Genomic DNA, 20,098 nt, shown 5'->3' with positions numbered 1-20,098 from the left:
TCATATCAAAAAGATGCAAAATAAGGTTAACGGCTCAATGTAGTAATACTTACAGCTTCATAAATATTTTTTTGTAGTTTTAAACACAGGTGAACGAGAACTAACTAAGCTGATATGCATTTAAATTTCCTTGCTGGAATTGAATAACTCAAAAACTTGCCGACAAAAATGCTTAAGCTTTTCCTTCACTTCCGCTGCTGGTTCAGAGTCTCCAACAAACTGCCAATCATTAATTGTAGAAAGTCGCCATGCTTTGCCTCGATAGTCAAAGCCTGCCGCTTCGATACCAATGGCGCGTCGCGAACCATTCAAAGGATCTTCAAAAAGCCTAATTTGTACTAAAATACTGCGGCTTTGGAACTTTCTACTCCAGCCAGGGAGGTGAAAGCCAATGTCAATAGAATCGGGATCGACCAACTCCTGAGTATCCGGATCATTTTTCCAGGGTTTCAAGTCTGCCTTGGCATCGGGAAACTCAGACTTGAAAAGATTTACTACGGCAGCAATCTTTGTGGTGACTTCTAAACCTTTTGCCTGTTCTGCTGCGTTCAACTCAAGACAACTCCTATCACGTACTAAGGGTTTGGATTGAATTATAAAGGCAGTTTTTGGATTGAACTGCTGCATTCGCAACTTAAGACGCTTGCTCTTATATCCCCGTGAGCGGTAAGCTCAAACCACGATAAACAGGGTTAAGAACTAAAAGTGGCAATTAGTGAACAAGTCATAGAGGTCGGGTCGTTGCAGTGGTTCTATCGGGAAGCGAAGCCAATTGGCGAAAGTGCTAAGCTGCCAGTGCTACTGCTTCACGGGTTGCCTTCCCAGAGTTATTGTTGGTCTGCGCTAATGCCAGATTTAGCTGAAAGAGGGTTTAGAGCGATCGCACCTGACTGGATTGGTTCTGGCTTATCCGCTAAACCCGATAAACGAGACTTTGCTTACACACCCGATGCTTTCATCGACGCTTTAGCAGAGTTCCTTAAAACACTTGAAATTGAACGATTTTATTTGGTCGTTCAGGGATTTCTCGGCTCAATAGGGCTTCAGTATGCGCTACGTCACTCAACCCAGATTGAACGCCTTGCCATTCTCAATACACCTCTATCCTCAGCAGCGAAGTTACCTTGGAAGATGCAACAGTGGGGTTTACCTTTACTTGGAGATGTTTTGACGCAAGACCCACTCTTAGTTGACCGAACCCTAGAAGCGGGTTGCCGTTACCAAATTGAAGACAAATATTTGGACATCTATCGTAAACCCTTTCTCAAAAGCTCAGATGTAGGTCGCAGTTTGCTAGCGACAATCCAAAATCTTCAGATGAAGCCGTCCATGGCAGAGATTGAATCCGGTTACGCCAACTGGGAAAAACCAACCCTAATTTTTTGGGGAATGAAAGACCCTTGGCTTCCCTTGGCTCAGGCGCAGCAGTTTGCTAGTACCCTCAAGAATGCTGAACTAGTCACACTAGAAGAAGGAGGGCATTATCCTCAGGAGCATTGGTCAGGAAAGGTTAGCGAGGTGCTTCTTCCCTTTCTGCGTCGCCAAGCTTTATAAGATGATGAAAAAGAATATGTTGCGATCGCACTCAGGGGCATTTCGCTTGCTTTGCTGATGCGATCGCTTGTAGTACAGAAAATCAATTAACTATCTACTGAAATATTTCCACAAAAAACTGCTTCATCGCTTCCCATGAGCGCTTATCGGCGGCTTCATTGTAAGCTGAGCCTTTTGAAGGGTCGTTCCCTGCTTCAGGGTTGGTAAAGCTATGCACAGCACCTCCATAAGCAACGAGTTGCCAGTCCACATCAGCTTGACGCATTTCTGTCTCAAACGCTGTAACTTGTTCATCAGGAACCCTTGGGTCATCAGCACCATGTAAAACTAGCACCTTTGACTTGATATTTTCGGCATCGTTGAGGTTAGGAGTGTCCAAGTTGCCGTGGAAGCTGACAACACCTGCAATGTTGGCCCCGCTACGCGCCAATTCCAAGACTGTACCACCACCGAAGCAGTAACCGATTGCAGCAATTCGTTGCGAGTCAGTAAGGGGGTTTTGTTGCAACACGACTAAACCAGCATTAGCACGCGATCGCATTAATTGACGATCAGAGCGATAGATACCCGCTTGTGCGGCTGACTCTTCTCGATTCTTTGGTCTAATTCCCTTGCCATACATATCAATTGCAAAGGCAACATAGCCAAGTTCTGCTAATTGCTCTGTCCGTTCTTTGACATAAGACCCCAAGCCGTTCCATTCATGGACAACGAGAACACCGGGACGCTTGCCTTGAATGGCATCATCATATGCTAAATAGCCTTCGAGAACAGTGTTGCCGTGTTTGTATTCAACAACTTCTGTCTTGATAGCCGCGAAGGCTTGTGTTGCTCCTAACAAAACAATAGCGGGAGCAAATAAAACACCGAGCAGTGATTTCATTATCTTGCGATCGCAACCTACAGAATAATGGTTGGACAAGCCATGAATACAGCCCCAACCAGGCATATCAAATTTTAAACCACACCAAGCTACTTCCGTAGGGGCTGGACTCGAATTATTCCAAGTTGGCGACAATACAGGTATATCCCTGCCTATTACTCCCCTACCCTTGGAAATAGACAGCTAAACTTCCAGTAGTCATGTTTTCCAGACCATCTATTTATTGGTGACAGCAATGATTTCCCTTCCCGGATACCAGATTCTTGTCCAAATCTATGAAAGTGCCAACTCATTGGTCTATCGAGGTATCCGAGAACAGGACAACAAAGCCGTTATCCTCAAGGTACTTAAAGAAGACTATCCCACTCCCAATGAACTCACCCTGTATGGGCAGGAATATGAAATCACCCATAATCTAAATCTGGAAGGTGTGGTCAAGGCTTATGATTTAGAACCCTATCAGAGGACTTTAGTCATCATTCTTGAGGATTTTGGCGCATCATCCTTAAAGCAATTAATGAATGAACGTGTAGGGACAAGACCTGTCATATCCTTACCAAAATTCCTCAATATCGCCATTAAGATAGCTGAGATTTTGGGTGATATTCACAGCAGCAATATTATCCACAAAGATATTAACCCCTCCAACATCGTCTTTAATCCAGAAACCGGACAAATCAAAATCATAGATTTTGGTATTTCCACTCAATTGAACCGTGAAAATACCACTTTGAAAAATCCCAATGTTTTAGAAGGCACCTTAGCTTATATGTCGCCCGAACAAACGGGGCGGATGAATCGTTCTCTAGATTACCGCACAGACTTCTACTCGCTGGGTGTCACGTTTTATGAACTACTCGTAGGACAGTTGCCTTTTGAAACCAGTGATGAGTTGGAGTTGGTGCATTGCCATATCGCTAAACAGCCAGTGCCACCCCATTTGTTGAGAGCAGAAGATAGGGAAATTCCTCAAGCTGTATCAGATATTGTGATGAAACTGATAGCAAAGACGGCGGAGGAGCGGTACCAAAGTGCTTGGGGAATCAAAGCAGATTTAGAGAAATGTTTAACCCAGTTACAGACAACTGGCAAGATTGAACCCTTTCCTCTTGGTACTCAAGATATTTCTGATAAATTTCAAATCCCGCAAAAACTTTATGGAAGGAAGCAAGAAATTGATAGGTTAATAACTGCTTTTGAACGAGTAATTTCGGACAAAAGTGAATTGATGCTGGTTTCTGGTTATTCGGGCATCGGAAAGTCAGCTTTAGTGCAGGAACTCTATAAACCCATTACCGAAAAACGTGGCTATTTCATTTCAGGAAAATTTGACCAGTATCAGCGTAACATTCCCTACAGTGCTATCGTCAGCGCCTTTCAAGAATTAGTCAAACAGCTATTAACGGAGAGTGAAGCGCAGCTTAATACTTGGCGGGAGAAACTCTTAGCCGCCTTAGGAATCAATAATCAAGTGATTATTGATGTCATTCCTGAAGTGGAATTAATTCTCGGTAAGCAACCTGCTGTACCAGAACTAGGCTCGACAGAAGCCCAGAACCGCTTTAATTTAGTATTTCAGAACTTCATTCAAGTCTTTACCCATTCTGGGCATCCCTTAGCGATATTTCTAGACGACTTGCAGTGGGCAGATGGTGCATCACTAAAACTAATGCAACTGCTGATGAATACTTCGCAGCCCGGACTATTTTTAATTGGTGCGTATCGAGACAATGAAGTTTCTGCGGCTCATCCCTTAATGTTAACAATCGAGGAGATTGCCAAAACTGGGGCAATTGTCGAGGGGATTTTCCTGGCACCGTTGGACTTGCCTACCATCATTGAACTGATTATAGATACTCTCAATTGCTCTGAAGAGAGAGCCAAACCCCTTGCCGAGTTAGTGCTTTTTAAGACGGGTGGCAATCCCTTCTTTATGAATGAGTTTCTCAAATCTCTTTATACAGAAAAGTTGTTAGAGTTTAACTCGCCTCAGTCCCTCCTGAGTATACCTCCGGTTGGGAAGGAAGGAAGTCAAGGAGGATGGCAGTGGGATTTAGAGCAGATTCAAGCGCAGGGTTTCACTGATAACGTTGTTGAACTGATGACACTCAAGATTCAAAAGCTGCCAGCGAATACACAGAAAATGTTAAAGCTAGCTGCCTGTATGGGCAATCAGTTTGACTTGAAAATGCTAGCCGCGAGTTGTCAAAAATCACTGCGAGAAACAGTGAATGAATTGTATGCAGCCGTTGCTGAAACTTTAGTGATGCCTCTGGGTAATAGAGGAGATTTAGAATTAGCTCTCATTCAGGAAGAATCCCCCAACATCCAATTACCAACAACCCCTTTCCAATTACCCGACTACAAATTTATTCATGACAGAATTCAGCAAGCCGCCTATTCTCTAATTTCGGAACAGGACAAGCCAATCATCCATTGGGAAATTGGACAACTACTCCTACAAAATACTCTTTCTGAGCAGCGAGATGAGAAAATTTTTGATATTGTTAATCAACTGAATTTTGGGATTGACTTCATCTCCAATCAGCACCAAAGAGATGACGTGGCTCAGTTGAATCTCATAGCGGGCAAGAAAGCGAAGGCATCGGCGGCATATGAGCCAGCGTTCAATTACCTGCAATCTGGCATGAGATTGTTGGGCGAAAAAGGCTGGCAAACACAGTATGACTTGACACTAGGACTATATGTAGAGGCTTCTGAGGCGGCTTACCTCAGTGGGGATTTTGAGCAGATGGAGAGATTTGTTCAAATCGTGCGAAATCAAGCAAAAACAGTGCTGGACAAAGCGCAAGTTATTGAAGTAAAAATTCTCGCCCTGATTGCCCAAACTAAGCTAGAGCAGGCAGTTGCTACGGGAGTAGAAATTTTGAGGCAGTTGGGGGTAAGACTCCCCCAACTGCCCAACAAGCTAAATGTCTTAATGGGATTGCTAGAAACCAAGTCAGTTCTGGCAGGGAAGCGCATCTCAGACTTAGCCAATCTACGCCAGATGAGCGATCCTTATAAACTGGCAGCACTGCGTATTTTGTCAAAGATAGTTTCACCAGCCTTTATTGCTGCACCGACACTGCTGCCCTTAATTGCGTTTAAGCAGGTAATTTTGTCTGTGAAGCACGGTAACTGTTCTGAGTCTGTCTATGCCTACGCTATCTATGGATTAATTCTGTGTGGGGTTGTCGGAGATATTGAATCAGCGTATGAATTTGGTCAACTAGCGTTAAGGCTAGTGGAGCGATTGAATGCTAAAGAATTCAAAACAAAAGCGTTGTTTGTCTCCGTTGGCTTCATTGGTTCTTGGAAGATACCTGTTAAAGAAACATTGCCACCTTTGTTAGAGGCTTACAAAAGTGGATTGGAAACTGGAGATTTGGAATATGCTGCTTATGCTGTTCTCGTCTATAGCTTCAATGCCTATCTAAGTGGCAAGAATTTGTTGGAGATTGAATCTCAAATGGCAGCCTACAGTGAGGTGATGGTGCAATTGAAGCAAGAACAATCGTTGAATATGCATCAGCCATTTCATCAAGCTGTTCTTAACTTGTTAGATCGGGCTGCAAATCCCTACTGCCTAATTGGAGATGCCTGCGATGAAGAGACTTTCTTGCCGCTACTAATTCAAGCTAACGCCCGAACCTCACTTTGTTACGTCTACTTAAATAAGCTAATTCTCTGTTACCTATTCGAGCAGTATCCTGAAGCATTATTAAATGCCGCTCAAAATGAGCAGTATCTAGACGGTGCTACCGGAACCTTCACTGTTTCCTGCTGCTATTTCTATGATTCTTTAACTCGGCTTGCCTTGTATATTAGTGCGCCGAAGTCAGAACAAAAACACCATAATAGAAAGGTTATAGCCAATCAGAAGAAAATGAAAAAATGGGCGCATCATGCTCCCATGAATCAACTGCACAGATATAACTTGGTAGAAGCCGAGCGATGTCGAGTTATTGGGAAAGATGCATTAGTAATGGACTATTACGATAAGGCGATTGCCCTTGCTAAAAAATCCGAATACATTCATGAAGCTGCCCTCGCTTATGAACTTGCTGGCAAGTTCTATCTATCCAAAGGGAAAGAACTGAGTGCTAGAGCCTATATGCAAGAAGCACGTTACTGCTATCAGCTATGGGGGGCTACGGCTAAGGTAAAAGATTTAGAGGGGCGATATCCTCAGTTGTTGGCTACAACTGTTCTGGGAATTAAAGATGCCAAAACGACCACAAGGTTGACAACCACGGGTTCGGGTTCCTCCTTAGATATAGCCACAGTAATGAAAGCGTCCCAAGCGATTTCTGGTGAAATCATGCTGGATAAATTGCTATCTAGCTTGATGAAGATTCTGATTGAGAATGCGGGGGCGCAAAAAGGATACCTGATTTTGGAAAGTCAGGGAAAACTGCTGATAGAAGCTGAAGGTGCGATAGATAGCGATCGCATTACTGTATTGCAGTCAATTCCGGTTGAGAATAGCCAGTCTATTCCATTGCTCCTGATCAATTATGTTGCCCGTACCCATGAAAGTGTCGTCCTGAATGATGCGACTCATGAGGGGAACTTTACATTTGACCCTTACATCAAAGAACATCAACCCAAGTCCATCTTGTGCGTTCCTCTTATCAATCAAGGCAAACTCACCAGTATTGTTTACCTAGAAAATAATCTAACCACCCAAGCCTTTACCTCTAACAGGTTAGAAGTCTTAAAACTCTTATCCTCCCAAGCTGCCATCTCGATTGAAAATGCAAAACTCTACCGTGAGGTACTCGATCGCGAAAAAGAATTGCGCGAAAGTGAAAGGAGGTTGACTCAATTACTAGAAGCGATGCCAGTCGGCGTATTTGTGGCGGATGCTAAGGGGAAAGCTTACTATGTTAATTCTCAGGCTGAGCAATTACTGGGCAAAGGTGTAATTGATAATACCAACCCTGAACAATTGCCAGAGGCTTATCAACTCTATCTTGCAGGCAGTGGGCAAATCTACCCGAAACAGCGCAATCCGGTCTTTTGTGCCTTACAAGGGGAGAGTGTCAACATTGATGATATGGAAGTCCACCAACCCGACAAGATAATCCCGATAGAAGTTTGGGGAACGCCTATTTATGACGAAGATAGGAATGTTGCTTATGCGATCGCGGCTTTCACTGACATCACCGAACGCAAACAAGCGGAGAAACTGATTGCCGAATACAATCACACCTTAGAAATCCAAGTTGCTGAACGCACCCAAGAACTGAAAAATACCCTCAACCATCTTCAAGCTACCCAAGAAGAACTGATTCAATCGGAAAAAATGGCAGCACTAGGACAATTAATTGCCGGAGTTGCCCATGAAATCAATACTCCTCTAGGAGTTATTCACGCCTCCGTAGAAAATATTGCTGATTTCTTTACCGAACAACTCGAACAGCTACCCAAGTTTTTGCAACAACTCTCCCCCGAACGTCAGCAGGATTTCTTTACCTTACTCCACAACGCTACCCAACAAGAGAACTCCCTATCTACCAGAGAAAAACGCCAACTTAAACGAGGCTTGACAAGACAGCTAGAAGAACAAGCGATTAAAAATGCTGATGGAATTGCGAGTATCTTAGTTGCTTTGGGAATTTATGAGGAAATTGAACCCTTATTACCCTTATTAAAAGACCCAGAAAGTCAAATCTTATTAGATACAGCTTATCAACTTGCTAGCGTCCAAAAAAGTACAAAAAACCTCAGCACAGCTACAAGCCGCGCTGCCAAAGTCGTGTTTGCTTTGAAAAGTTACGCCCGTTACGACCCTACGGGTGAAAAAGTCAAAGCGAATATCACTGACGGAATCGAAACCGTACTGACTCTATATCAAAACCAACTTAAACAGGGTCTGGACGTGATTAAAAACTATCAGTCATCACCCTCGATACTCTGTTATGCTGACGAACTTCATCAAGTTTGGACTAATCTTATTCACAATGCCCTGCAAGCTATGGATAATAGAGGGACTTTAAGGATTGATGTTACCCAACATAAAGAGAGCATTCTCGTTAGTATTACTGATAGTGGTAAGGGAATTCCTTCTGAGATTAAGCAGAAAATCTTTGAGCCATTTTTCACAACCAAGCGCCTTGGTGAAGGAAGTGGATTAGGACTGTATATTATTAAAAAGATTATTGATAAGCATCAAGGAACCATTGAGGTAGAGTCCATGCCTGGAAAAACTACATTTACTCTATCACTACCTATTAATGTGACAGAGGAACGTCCCAATGTCTAAGGCAGCAATTCTATGTGTTGACGATGAAGTTTTAGTCCTAGAGAGTCTAGGGATACAACTCCAAAAAGCGTTTGCTGATACTTACGCCTACGAGTTTGCAGAAAGTGCTGCTGAAGCTCTAGAAATCATCGAAGAAATTCAAGATAACAACATTGAGATTATCGTAATTGTCTCAGACTGGTTAATGCCAGGTATTCGAGGCGATGAATTTCTCATTAATATCCATCAAAAATTTCCAAAGATTATTAAAATACTCTTAACAGGTCAAGCTGATGAAGCCGCTATTGAGCGAGTAACAAAAGAAGCCCAGCTTCATGCTTGCTTGCAAAAACCTTGGAAGAGTGAGGAATTAATTGAAACGATTAATTCTGGGATAGAACAATATGACTAAACCTGCTATTATTTGTGTTGATGATGAACCAACCATCCTTGATAGTCTTGAAATTCAGTTAAGAAAATCATTTGGCAATGACTACCTCATTGAAACAGCGGTTGATGGTGAAGAGGCTTTAGAGCTAGTTGAAGAATTGCTAGCCGATAGTTATGAAGTTGCTCTGGTCATTGCTGATTGTATAATGCCCAAAATGCAAGGGGATGAATTATTAAGGCGTATCCACATTATCGCACCCAAAACCATCAAAATAATGCTGACTGGGCAAGCTAACCTTGAATCAGTGGGAAATGCAATTAATCAGGGTAATCTATATCGTTATATCACAAAACCTTGGCAGGATGAAGACTTAAGATTAACGATCCAGGAAGCAGTTCGCAGTTATTTCCAAGAGAAACAATTAGCAGAACAAAATTTAAAACTTGCAGCCTACAACCAGAATTTAGAACAATTAGTTAAAAGCCGGACTCAGGAATTAGAAGAAAAAAACTTACAACTGATTGCAAGCGAAAAAAAGTATCGCGCATTGGTCGAAGCGTCCCAGGACATGATTTGGTCAGTTGATGTAGAGGGTCGCTATACCTTTGTTAACCAAGCTGTTAAGCAAATTTATGGCTACGAACCCCATGAAATGCTCGATCGGCTCTTCGCTGATTTCGAGGCACCTGAGCAAATTGCCAAAGATCTAGAGTTGTTCCAACGCCTTCTTAATGAAGAGTCGATATTCCAGTATGAGAGTAGGCAACTCGCTAAAGACGGCAGACTGCTTTACCTAATGGTTAATGCGATTCCCCTGCGGGACGATCAGGGAAATATCATCGGGACAACTGGCACAGCATCGGATATCACTAAGCGCAAGCAGACAGAAGAGGCATTGTACAAAAGCGAGTTCATGCTACGCCAAATTCTGAACACGATGCCCGGTGCGGTTTATCAATTCATGCTGAGTCCTCAAGGGGAGAAAAAGTATTGCTTCATGAGCCAAGGCGCTTACAAACTCTTAGGCTATACCGCAGAACAGTTGATAGAAGATTTTGCGTTGCAGTGGAATCAAATTCTTCCGGACGATCGCGATCGCGTGGAGGAGTCGATTAAGGCGTCGGCTAAGCAGCATCAGCCATGGTTCGAGGAGTTTCGCATCCATCACACCAATGGACAAGTCCGGTGGATTCAAGGTTACTCGCTGCCAGGAGAACCGTTGCCGGATGGTACTGTGACTTGGACAGGTACCCTAACCGACGTTACCGATCGCAAACAACGGGAAGAAGCACTGCAATTAATTGTGGAAGGGACAGCTTCAGAAACTGGCAATGAATTCTTTCGCTCTTGTGTCCGCTATCTGGCTCAGTTACTGCATGTCCGATACGCCCTTGTTACCGAGTGGAGCGATCAGTCCAAAACCCGACTTCGTACCCTAGCGTATTGGACAGGCAATGATTTTAGTGAGAACTTCGAGTACCCCATTGCTGGCAATCCCTGTCATGAAGTTCTACACGGAACAACCTGTTACTACCCCGAAGATATACAAGCGCTCTTTCCTAACAATCTAGAGTTAGTGAGATTAGGCGCACAAAGCTACTTTGGAATCCCGTTAGCTAATGCCTCCGGGAAGATATTAGGTCATTTGGCAGTGATGGATATTAAGCCAATGATCGCCGCTCCTGACGGTAGAGGCATTCCGTCGGAACGTCTCCACATTTTAAAGATTTTTGCAGCAAGAGCTGGAGCGGAGTTGGAGCGCAAACTAACAGAAGATGCCCTCAAAGAATCTGCCTATGCCGCCGATGCCGCCAATCGTGCCAAAAGTGAATTCCTCTCTAGGATGAGTCATGAACTGCGTACTCCTCTCAACGCGATCCTCGGCTTTACCCAAGTGATGAACCGTAGTCCCTCGCGCTCTACCGAAGAACAGGAACACTTGGAAATCATCAGTCGTAGTGGTGAGCATTTACTGGAACTGATCAACGGCATTTTGGCAATGTCCAAAATTGAGTCAGGCAAAGTAACGCTGAAGGAAACGAACTTTGACCTGTACAACCTGCTGGATACTCTTAAAGAGATGTTCCAACTCAAAGCCCAATCTAAAGGCATCCAGCTAATTTTTGATCGGGCATCAGACGTTCCCCAATACGTCAAAACAGACGAAAGCAAGTTGCGTCAAATCTTAATTAACCTTCTTGGCAATGCCATGAAATTTACTGATGCAGGTAAGGTTATGTTGCGGGTGGCAATGGCGAATGGCAAATCAGGAATGGTGAATGGTGAAGAAATTCCCAATTCCCGTCTTTACTTTGCCGTAGAAGATACTGGTTCTGGCATTGCCCCTGAAGAAATGCACCTTTTGTTTGCACCCTTTGAACAAACAGAGACAGGTCGAAAATCTCAGCAGGGAACGGGATTGGGTTTACCCCTAACGCGACAGTTCGTGCAACTGATGGGAGGAGACGTTAGCGTCAGCAGTACTGTAAGGAAAGGAACAATTGTTAAATTTGATGTTCCACTTTGTCTTGCTCAGTCCCAGGAAGTACAGACACCCCAGAAGCCTCGCCGTGTTATTGGTTTATCGCCTGACCAGCCTAACTATCGCATCTTGGTGGTTGACGATGTTAAAGTGAGTCGCCTCCTGCTCGTCAAACTCCTGACCTCAACGGGATTTGAGGTGCGCGAAGCAAAGGATGGGCTTGAAGCGATCGCTTTATGGGAGACTTGGAAACCCCACCTAATTTTGATGGATGTGCAGATGCCAGAGATGGACGGATGTGAAGCCACCCATCAGATTAAATCGAGGGAAAAAGAGAGAGGAACATGGAAAGATGGGGAGAACCAACAATCCCCAATCCCCAATTCCCAATTCCCAATTCCCAATTCCCAATCCCCAATTCCCAATCCCCAATCCCAAACCATCATCATTGCCCTAACTGCCAATGCCTTTGAGGAAGACCGAGCTGTTGTTTTGGCAGCAGGATGTGATGATTTTATCAGCAAGCCTTTTCAAGAAGAGACTATCTTTGGAAAAATAGCCAGATACCTAGGGGTGCGCTACATCTATGAAGAACCCGCACAAAAGAGTTCGGAGAGTGAACCCCAAGGTGGGAAAAATTTGTGCGATCGCCCCCTTGAGGATTACTTGTCCCAAATGCCTGCTGAGTGGGTAAGTCAACTCTATCAGGAGGCGATCACAGGTTCTGATTGCGAAATTTTTAACCTAATTGAGCAAATCCCCTCTAACCATGCTCCTCTGCGTCATGCCTTAACAGATTGGGTAAATGACTTTCATTTTGAGCGAGTTATCGACTTAATTAAACAGGTTAAGTAGGTCGGCATTAATATTTACTGTTGAGGCAAGGCAGAGGGCAGAAGAGAAGAGGATTTTAGTCTCTTAACATTTGTTGACATACCGTCGTTTATTTGTGTCTACCGACTTAGTGCGGACTCCCATCTTCGCCGTTTTTACAAATACTTCTGCAACAATAACCCTAACTTCTCCTTCGTTGCCGCTGGAACCTTATCCAATTGCGTCAAAATCGCGAACTTCAACGCCGAATGAGCTTCTGAGACTGGTGGATTCTCAGCTAAACGCCGCACGGTTTCTTGAATCACTTTCTGAGCATTAGTCGCATTGCGTTGCAGATTCGCAATTACCATCTCCACCGTTACACTGTCATGGTCTGGATGCCAGCAATCGTAATCTGTCACCAGCGCTAATGTTGCATAGGCAATTTCTGCTTCCCGTGCCAGTTTTGCCTCTGGTAAATTCGTCATTCCAATCACTGTTGCACCCCAACTCCGATAAAGATGGGATTCTGCTTTGGTAGAAAAGGCTGGCCCCTCCATGCAGACATAAGTACCACCACGATGCAAGGTAACATCAGGTAACTTTAAGCTAGCCACCGCATCTGCAACAACTCCTGCCAAGTTATTGCATACTGGGTCAGCGAAGGCAATGTGAGCAACAATTCCTTCTCCAAAAAAAGTAGAAACCCGATTCTTTGTCCGATCAATAAATTGGTCGGGTACTACCATATCCAAGGGTTTTGCTTCTTCCTTAAGGGAACCAACGGCTGAAGCTGAAATTAGATACTCTACACCCAACTGCTTCATCGCATGGATGTTTGCCCGGAAGGGTAATTCAGAGGGTGTGAGATGATGATTGCGACCGTGACGGGCGAGGAATGCGACTGATGTTCCGTCTAGTGTTCCCACGATTAAGGCATCGGAGGGAGAACCAAACGGTGTCTCAAGCTGCACCTCTTCCACATCTTTAAGGGCTTCCATTTTGTAAAGCCCACTACCGCCGATAATTCCAATATGAGCCTGAGCCATCCTACTTTGCCCTCAACTTGCTGCAATGCCAAGTTATTGTAACGGGAAACAGAGGCTAACACGAGCAAGAAAAAGGGGCACGAGATTTCGTGCCCTTGCGATCGCAAATTGATGATAGTTTCTTTCTAGAAGTTCCTTGACTGATGAAAGGCAAAGCAGCTAAGACTAAACCATTCCTGGCCCTTTACCACGCTGATCACCGTCAAGGGTAAGGTCACCATCCTTGTCTTGGTTTACTTCTTCTAATTCCTCAACCCGTTCAGCCTCTAAGTCTTCTTCTTTTCCTCTTAAATCTCCGGGTTCGTTAACATACATTTCTGGCTCAATAGCATAGTTATTAACAAGCCCTTCTTTATCTACTGTATAGCCACCTGTACTATCAAGACTTTCTGAATCCGTTTGATCATTTGTACTGGGAGCTGCTTCATCAGATTTATCTATACTTGTTTTAAATTCACTACCTTCTCTTTCTTTTCTAGCTGCCGTTTCAGCCGGAACAATGCCTCTGTCGTAAGTATCAACATCGGCACCTACTTCTTTTTTAGGTAGCGTTTCTTGATTAACACCCTTTTCATTAGCCATGACTATTTCCTCAAAAATATAGTTTTATCAACTGCTTTATAGTTTGAGGTCATATTCAATGCAACGCATCTATCTGCGGGGCTAAAACTTTATAAGAGTATTAAATATAAAAATGATTTTATAGTTATTTAATGCTAGAGAAATTATCTAAAGTTATTTGGTTTTACTAACAATTAGTGTGAGATGCCAGTGGTTCAGAAGCGAGTATAAATTACTCGCCCATCTCGCTCATCTCCCTCATCTCCCCTATCTTCCCCAATCTTTAACGACAATAAATTAGCCCTGCTTTACAAGGGGGGTGGGGGTCGATGTGTAGCATATTCAAAGTGAAATGGTATTCTAGCAGTAGCCACGAATGTTAGGGCATTAACGGGAGAAGAGCGTTCCTTAGCTAGAGGCGATTTGACCCAAAGCTGACCGCCCAAAGCTAACTGCTGATTGCTATACTTAGTTTCGTTACGCTGTACGAGTTATGTATATAAGCCTTTGACACACTAACTTTAGTTAGCTGCTTTTGAACAATCTTTTTAACATCACTTAGCATTCAACCAAACCGCATTTCCTGTTCTGGAGGGGTGGCGCGAGTTGGGTCAAAATAGACTATTTTCAAAAATTGCAAGATAAAGAGCGAGACATACAACGGATTCAAGAAAACATACCGCTTCCAAAGGCGTGTCGGTTCCTGCATCAGTCGATAAAACCATTCGAGTCCCAACTTCTGCAAAAGGACTGGCGCTAGTGACAAGTTACCGGCATGGAAATCGAAGGCAGCACCAACTGCCAATGTCGGCATGGATAACTCGTCAGCATATTCATAAGCCCACACCTCTTGCCGAGGACACCCCAAGCCGACAAACGTTATCGCGGCACCGCTATCTCGAATTTCTTTAATAATTTCTTGTTTTTCTTGAGCGGAAACTTGCCGAAATCGGGAAGGCTGAGAACCTGCAATAATGAGTTGAGGAAAGCGATCGCAAAGATTCTTAGTAAGCCTTTCGAGGACATCAGGACGACTACCGTACAAATAAATTGGTAGTCCTTCTTTCGCGGCACGCTCACAAACGTGCAACATCAAAAACGGGCCTGTAACGCGATCGGGAATTCCTACTTTATAGAGCAAGTTTAATGCCCAACGTACAGGCTGCCCATCTGGACAAACTATATCAATCCGATTGAGACGATAACGATGAGTTTCATCAAGCACTCCTGTCATTACTCCGTGAACAGCTAGAGCTGAAACTGACAGTTTCTTTTGTTGATGAGCCGCTGTAATAATTTTGCTCACAGCCGCCTCATAATCAACTGCATCTACTCGAACGCCTAGCACATTGTGTTTGCCTGCATCTATAGAAACAACCGCATTCGCTTTAGCATCAAGAATATCTTGCTTCGCTATGTCGATCATCATCAAGGTACCTCTTTAGTCCATCGTTCTTCATTGAACTCATAAATTTCCTGCAAAATTTGCGGGACATTGTATTGTAACTTCCAATTCGGATAATGCTCGGTGAACCTACTATTATCGCTGATCCACCAGATGTGATCTCCAATACGGTTTTGTTCAGAGTAAATCCATTTAAGTTCCTTTCCTACTATCTTCTGACAGATGTCTATTGCCTCTAACATTGAACAATTACTGTAGCGACCACCACCTGTGTTATAGACTTGGGCAACCCGTGGCGCTTTAAAAAACTCAAAAAAGGCTTGAATTAGGTCAGCACTGTGGATATTGTCGCGAACTTGCTTACCTTTATAACCATACACAGTGTAGGGCGTTTCTGTAACGGTACACTTCATTAAATAAGCTAAAAAACCGTGCAATTGGGTTCCTGAATGATTAGGTCCTGTAAGACACCCACCTCGAAAGCAAGCTGTACGCAACCCAAAATATCTACCGTATTCCTGAACGAGTACATCCGCCGCTACTTTAGAGACACCAAATAAGCTGTGTGTTGTCTGATCAATTGACATGTCCTCCCGAATACCTGATTTATAAGTATGATTTGGGTCGATTTCCCAGCGAGAGTCTAGTTCTACTAACGGTAAATGGTTCGGTGTATCTCCATATACCTTGTTGGTAGAGGTAAAGATAAACGGAGACTCAGGAGCGTATTGGCGAGTTGCCTGTAGAAGATTCAGTGTTCCGTTTGCATTAACCGTAAAATCCATAATTGGGTCGCGTGCTGCCCAATCATGAGAGGGCTGAGCGGCAGTATGGATGACTAAAGCTATATCTGAACCGTACTGCTTAAAAATTTTGTTAATGGTTTCGGTATCGCGGATATCTGCATCTACATGAGAATATTGGTTTTTGATCGTTTTTTCTAAACGTTGTCGGTTCCATGTCGTCGAAGCGTCTTCGCCAAAAAATACGCGACGCATATCATTGTCAATTCCGACTATATCAAAGCCTTGTTGGGCAAAGAACGCGGTTGCCTCAGAACCAATTAAACCAGCAGACCCAGTAATAACAACGATACTCACACTTTACTCCTGAAACCTTGTAGAACAAGCTAATTAATCGAGTAGGAATAATTATTTACTTTCCCACAACATAAGAAATCACTTCAACAAAAGATTGGGCAGCGGATGAGGGATTTTTTTGGCTGATCAATTGCTGAGACTGTTTACCCATAGAATTAATTAGTTCTGGATGATCGAGAAAACGGCGCATTGCGATCGCTAAACCTTCCGGGTCATAGGGGTCAAAAATATAACCATTCTCCCCTTCTACAATCATTTCTGCGGCTCCTGCCCCTTTGGAACACAAGACAGGCTTGCCAAAAACCATTGCCTCAAGTGCTACCATCCCCCAAATATCTTCAAAGGTTGGAAACACAAAAACATCAGCTTGCTGGAAGTAAGCACCCAAATACCCATACTCTACCCAGCCTACCCATGTTACACGCGCTTCTAAATGACGCTCTTTGATAAACGCCTCCAGTTCTTCTCGTTGCTCTCCTGTGCCGATGACGACTAATGAGTAGTCCTCATATCCTTGAGTTTGGAGGAGAGAACAGGCTTCTAAAAGCGATTTGAGTCCCTTTCTGGGTGTGATTCGTCCAACATACAGGAAAACTGGATGTTTGAGCTGTAGCTTAGCTATTTCATCATTCTCCAAGCTCTGCTGCAATGTTGCTGCATCGGGTACGAGATAGGTTCTGGTAAAGACATTCTCTGGCTTCGCCCCAACTCCGTCAATCAAATAGTCTTTGGCACCGTAGCTATTAGCAACAAAGGCATCAGCGTAGCGAGACATGGCGCGTCGGAAGAATGAACGCAGTTTTGAATCACGAAAGTCTGAGTTTGGGGAACTACCATCGTAAATGATGATAAATTTCCACTTTCCCCACGGCTTTAACAGCAATGCCAGTAAAGTCCACAGCGAGTAAGCCTGAGCAAAGATTACATCAGGCTTGAATTGGAGTAAGTAACTAACGATACCGGGAGAAACCACCATGAGGCGACGGCTATAACCATCTGTCTTAGTGAGTTCTAGGGATTTCATCTCCCCAACTAATTTAATGACATTTGCACCAGGAAGTTCAGGATTAAATCCAGGCCAAACTAGACCTGTGTAAAAGATGGTGTTTGGAAATACCTTAGTGAACTCTTCTAAAACAGGTTGCCAGTAAGCTCCCAGTTCTACCGAAGGAACTAACCAAGCAACACGCAGCTGATTAATATCGTTCATTGGGTCTACCCTGTATTACTAACACCCTACCTAAAAGCTGCTCGTCTTGAGATATGAGAGGAAGCGCAAATCTCTTCTAAAGTGCAACACCTCTGCAAGCGGCGATAATCAAGAGTGGGCTGCTTTGCGATAACCAAGAGCGGGATACTACGCGATCGCACCAAGCGTTCAGGCATTTACTCGATTTTGTTGAGGACTACGCCGCAGTGAAGTCCAGAGCAATCGCCGATAGGGAATTAACCAATAAATCGGCCACAAAAAACCCGCGTGTCTCTGGGCAAAAATCTTCCATTCCTCCAGTGGATGAAGGATTTGCTCTCTAACCGATAAACCCTTGGGTTGACTAATCTTCTTGAAACTCTCGCCGGGATTCACGGGTGAATTATCCTTACTACCAGGTTGATAATTTTGTGAACAGGTTCCTACATATCCTGGAGCTACCCAGACGGTACATCCGTGTTTTTGAGCACGTAACCCATAGTCGTAATCTCCGGCGTAGTGAGTGAAGGCTGGGTCTAGGTTACCCACCACTTGAGCAACTGCTCTAGGAATAAAAACACAGTTACCGTTAACAGTGTCGCAAGGTTGAGCTTGTTCATCCGGTTTTACCAAGTCAAACTTAATCGGTCGCCAGCGACTCCTACGCACTACACCACCGTAGGTGAGAGCTTTTGTATCGGGATCGCAAGTCGAGCCAGCAATAATTGCTCGTTGCTCACCCTGAACACCCAACGCCTGAAATGTTTCTAGAAGCGTGTTTAAGGCATTTGAGTAAAGGATGGTGTCATCATTGAGCCATAGATAGTAGTCGTAGTCTTGCTGGAGGGCTTCTGCAAACGCTTGTCGCATTCCCCCATTCCAAAACAGACTGCCATTTCCCTGGAGAATTTTTACCTGAGGATAGGCTTGACTCACTGCTGTTGCTGTACCGTCGGTACTGCCGTCATCCACTAGATAAACGTCAATCGTCACCTCGGCGTTGAGTTCCTGGTTGAACAGAGCCTGAAGACTAGCCAGGGTTTTTGGCTTACGGTTATAGCAAGTTAATAGTACTGCTAGGCGCTGGTAGTTCATTAGCTCAAAAGTGTTGCCTGTCGCCACAACAAGTTAAAGTGTTCATCAGATACAGCGCCTCTTAAACTACAGATGAGAAAGGTTTAACTAGTTAGCTGTATTTCAAGTTAACGTAGCCGCAATCTAAAGTGATAGATACACTTTGCTCTTACCAGAGCTACATCTATCGAGAGGCTACACAAAAGATAACAAGAGCTTCAACCATAGTTCGGTAGGGTTTCACCGCAATTTGCCTTAAAAACATCTATCTGAGGTTGTAAAACTCTAGATTATCACGTCCAAAACAGGGATAAGCAATTATGGAAGATTTTGGCATCATTATTGCCTGTTGTTACCAAGATTACTTATTTGCAAAAGGCTGCTGTGCAAGTATCAGGCACTTTTTAGGTGATGTCCCGATTGGTTTGATTGTTGATGGAACCTTTTCTCTCAGTTCCTTGGAAAAGGAATATGGTGTTCGTGTTCTCAATCACGATACAGTGACTAACGAGTTTCTCAGGAAGAGAAGTTTTGGCTGGGGAAAAACTAAGATGATTGCATTTTGGGAAAGTCCCTGGAAACATTTCCTTGTTTTAGACGCTGATACAAATGTCTGGGGAAATGTTCTAAAGTATAAAGATTTTACTCAATTTGATGCCATTATTGACCGTCCTTGCTATGGTCATTCGGACGAATTTGTTTCAGAGTTCTTTTTTGAAGTTTCAGAAATAGAAAAACATTTTCCAGATTTTAACTGGAAGGCTCATCAAAATGATTATTTTTGTACAGGCACCTTTTTTGGCACAAGAGACATTTTCAGTTTGGACGAATATAGTAAAATTCTAGATTTCACAGAAAAGAATCCCGGAATCTTTAAGTATGGTGAGATGGGGTTCTTGAATTTCATGCTTTTCCGGGCGGCTGATGAAGGTAGAATCCGCCTTGGACAGGCAAATATGCAACTAATTGTTCCAGATTTTGAGCAGGAGGAACTGAAAAAGCGTTTTCCTGTCAAGGAAACTGGGCCCGTCGTGCAAGATGACGAAGCAATTGTCATTCACTGGTGTGGCCCAAAGCCAATGTTGTCAACGTCCAAAGCCTACTCAGATCCAATGAGCTTTTGTCGGCGGCAGTTTATTCAGCGAGAGCGGGGATATACCGGAGCAAATGCTGATTTTTGGCTAAAAGTAGAGGATTATTTGAGCTTGTTGAATGTTTACAAAAATAAAGCGGTTCGTCGCTTGTCCAAGCACAGTAAGAAGCTGATTTCTAGCAAGTAGTTCAGATTCCCGACTTCTCAAAGAAGTCAAGAATCTCGCTTTACGAATCATTTAGACTAAACTAAAC

The 20,098-nt window shown here is 43.7% G+C and carries 13 protein-coding genes; 5 read left to right on the top strand and 8 right to left on the bottom strand.

What is annotated here, in order from left to right; all coding sequences use genetic code 11:
• Window positions 1-120 precede the first annotated feature (120 nt).
• Complete coding sequence (locus AC5JL3_RS12980; RefSeq protein WP_496074892.1) at window positions 121-552, bottom strand: Tery_1686 family protein; 432 nt, start codon at window positions 550-552, stop codon at window positions 121-123.
• 153 nt (window positions 553-705) lie between these two features.
• Between AC5JL3_RS12980 and AC5JL3_RS12975 the strand changes: the two genes are divergently transcribed.
• Window positions 706-1,554: an alpha/beta fold hydrolase gene (locus AC5JL3_RS12975; RefSeq protein ID WP_496074891.1), complete on the top strand. Its 849-nt coding sequence runs from the start codon at window positions 706-708 to the stop codon at window positions 1,552-1,554.
• Window positions 1,555-1,648: 94 nt separating this feature from the next.
• Here the strand turns inward: AC5JL3_RS12975 and AC5JL3_RS12970 are convergent, their stop codons facing one another.
• Window positions 1,649-2,503 (bottom strand): dienelactone hydrolase family protein, encoded by an 855-nt coding sequence (locus tag AC5JL3_RS12970; protein WP_496074890.1) that lies wholly within the window; start codon window positions 2,501-2,503, stop codon window positions 1,649-1,651.
• A 169-nt stretch (window positions 2,504-2,672) separates the two neighbouring features.
• Between AC5JL3_RS12970 and AC5JL3_RS12965 the strand changes: the two genes are divergently transcribed.
• From AC5JL3_RS12965 to AC5JL3_RS12955, 3 genes are read left to right on the top strand one after another with little or no spacing between them, the layout of a single operon-like run.
• The gene (locus AC5JL3_RS12965) at window positions 2,673-8,708 is read left to right on the top strand and encodes an AAA family ATPase (RefSeq protein ID WP_496074889.1); all 6,036 of its coding nucleotides are present in this window, start codon (window positions 2,673-2,675) and stop codon (window positions 8,706-8,708) included.
• Entirely contained in the window at window positions 8,701-9,099 is a 399-nt protein-coding gene (locus AC5JL3_RS12960; protein WP_496074888.1) for a response regulator, read from the top strand. The genes AC5JL3_RS12965 and AC5JL3_RS12960 overlap by 8 nt, the downstream gene beginning before the upstream one ends.
• Complete coding sequence (locus AC5JL3_RS12955; protein WP_496074887.1) at window positions 9,092-12,415, top strand: PAS domain S-box protein; 3,324 nt, start codon at window positions 9,092-9,094, stop codon at window positions 12,413-12,415. The genes AC5JL3_RS12960 and AC5JL3_RS12955 overlap by 8 nt, the downstream gene beginning before the upstream one ends.
• 134 nt (window positions 12,416-12,549) lie before the next feature.
• Here the strand turns inward: AC5JL3_RS12955 and AC5JL3_RS12950 are convergent, their stop codons facing one another.
• From AC5JL3_RS12950 to AC5JL3_RS12925, 6 genes are all read right to left on the bottom strand, one after another.
• The gene (locus AC5JL3_RS12950; RefSeq protein ID WP_496074886.1) at window positions 12,550-13,422 is read right to left on the bottom strand and encodes an S-methyl-5'-thioadenosine phosphorylase; all 873 of its coding nucleotides are present in this window, start codon (window positions 13,420-13,422) and stop codon (window positions 12,550-12,552) included.
• Between the two features lie 165 nt (window positions 13,423-13,587).
• Entirely contained in the window at window positions 13,588-14,004 is a 417-nt protein-coding gene (locus AC5JL3_RS12945) for a hypothetical protein (protein WP_496074885.1), read from the bottom strand.
• A gap of 544 nt (window positions 14,005-14,548) precedes the next feature.
• Window positions 14,549-15,412 (bottom strand): WecB/TagA/CpsF family glycosyltransferase, encoded by an 864-nt coding sequence (locus AC5JL3_RS12940; protein ID WP_496074884.1) that lies wholly within the window; start codon window positions 15,410-15,412, stop codon window positions 14,549-14,551.
• A complete protein-coding gene (locus tag AC5JL3_RS12935; protein WP_496074883.1) occupies window positions 15,412-16,488 on the bottom strand; it encodes an NAD-dependent epimerase/dehydratase family protein in 1,077 nt (358 codons plus the stop codon). The genes AC5JL3_RS12940 and AC5JL3_RS12935 overlap by 1 nt, the downstream gene beginning before the upstream one ends.
• Before the next feature lie 55 nt (window positions 16,489-16,543).
• Window positions 16,544-17,698: a glycosyltransferase family 4 protein gene (locus tag AC5JL3_RS12930; protein ID WP_496074882.1), complete on the bottom strand. Its 1,155-nt coding sequence runs from the start codon at window positions 17,696-17,698 to the stop codon at window positions 16,544-16,546.
• 168 nt (window positions 17,699-17,866) lie between these two features.
• A complete protein-coding gene (locus tag AC5JL3_RS12925; protein ID WP_496074881.1) occupies window positions 17,867-18,772 on the bottom strand; it encodes a glycosyltransferase family 2 protein in 906 nt (301 codons plus the stop codon).
• A gap of 299 nt (window positions 18,773-19,071) precedes the next feature.
• Between AC5JL3_RS12925 and AC5JL3_RS12920 the strand changes: the two genes are divergently transcribed.
• Window positions 19,072-20,031 (top strand): hypothetical protein, encoded by a 960-nt coding sequence (locus AC5JL3_RS12920; RefSeq protein ID WP_496074880.1) that lies wholly within the window; start codon window positions 19,072-19,074, stop codon window positions 20,029-20,031.
• The last annotated feature ends 67 nt before the right edge of the window (window positions 20,032-20,098 follow it).

The sequence above is a fragment of the Symplocastrum torsivum genome, from assembly GCF_059505465.1.
The sequence above is the reverse complement of the archived record's forward strand: the minus strand, read 5'-3'. Positions and strand labels throughout refer to the sequence as shown.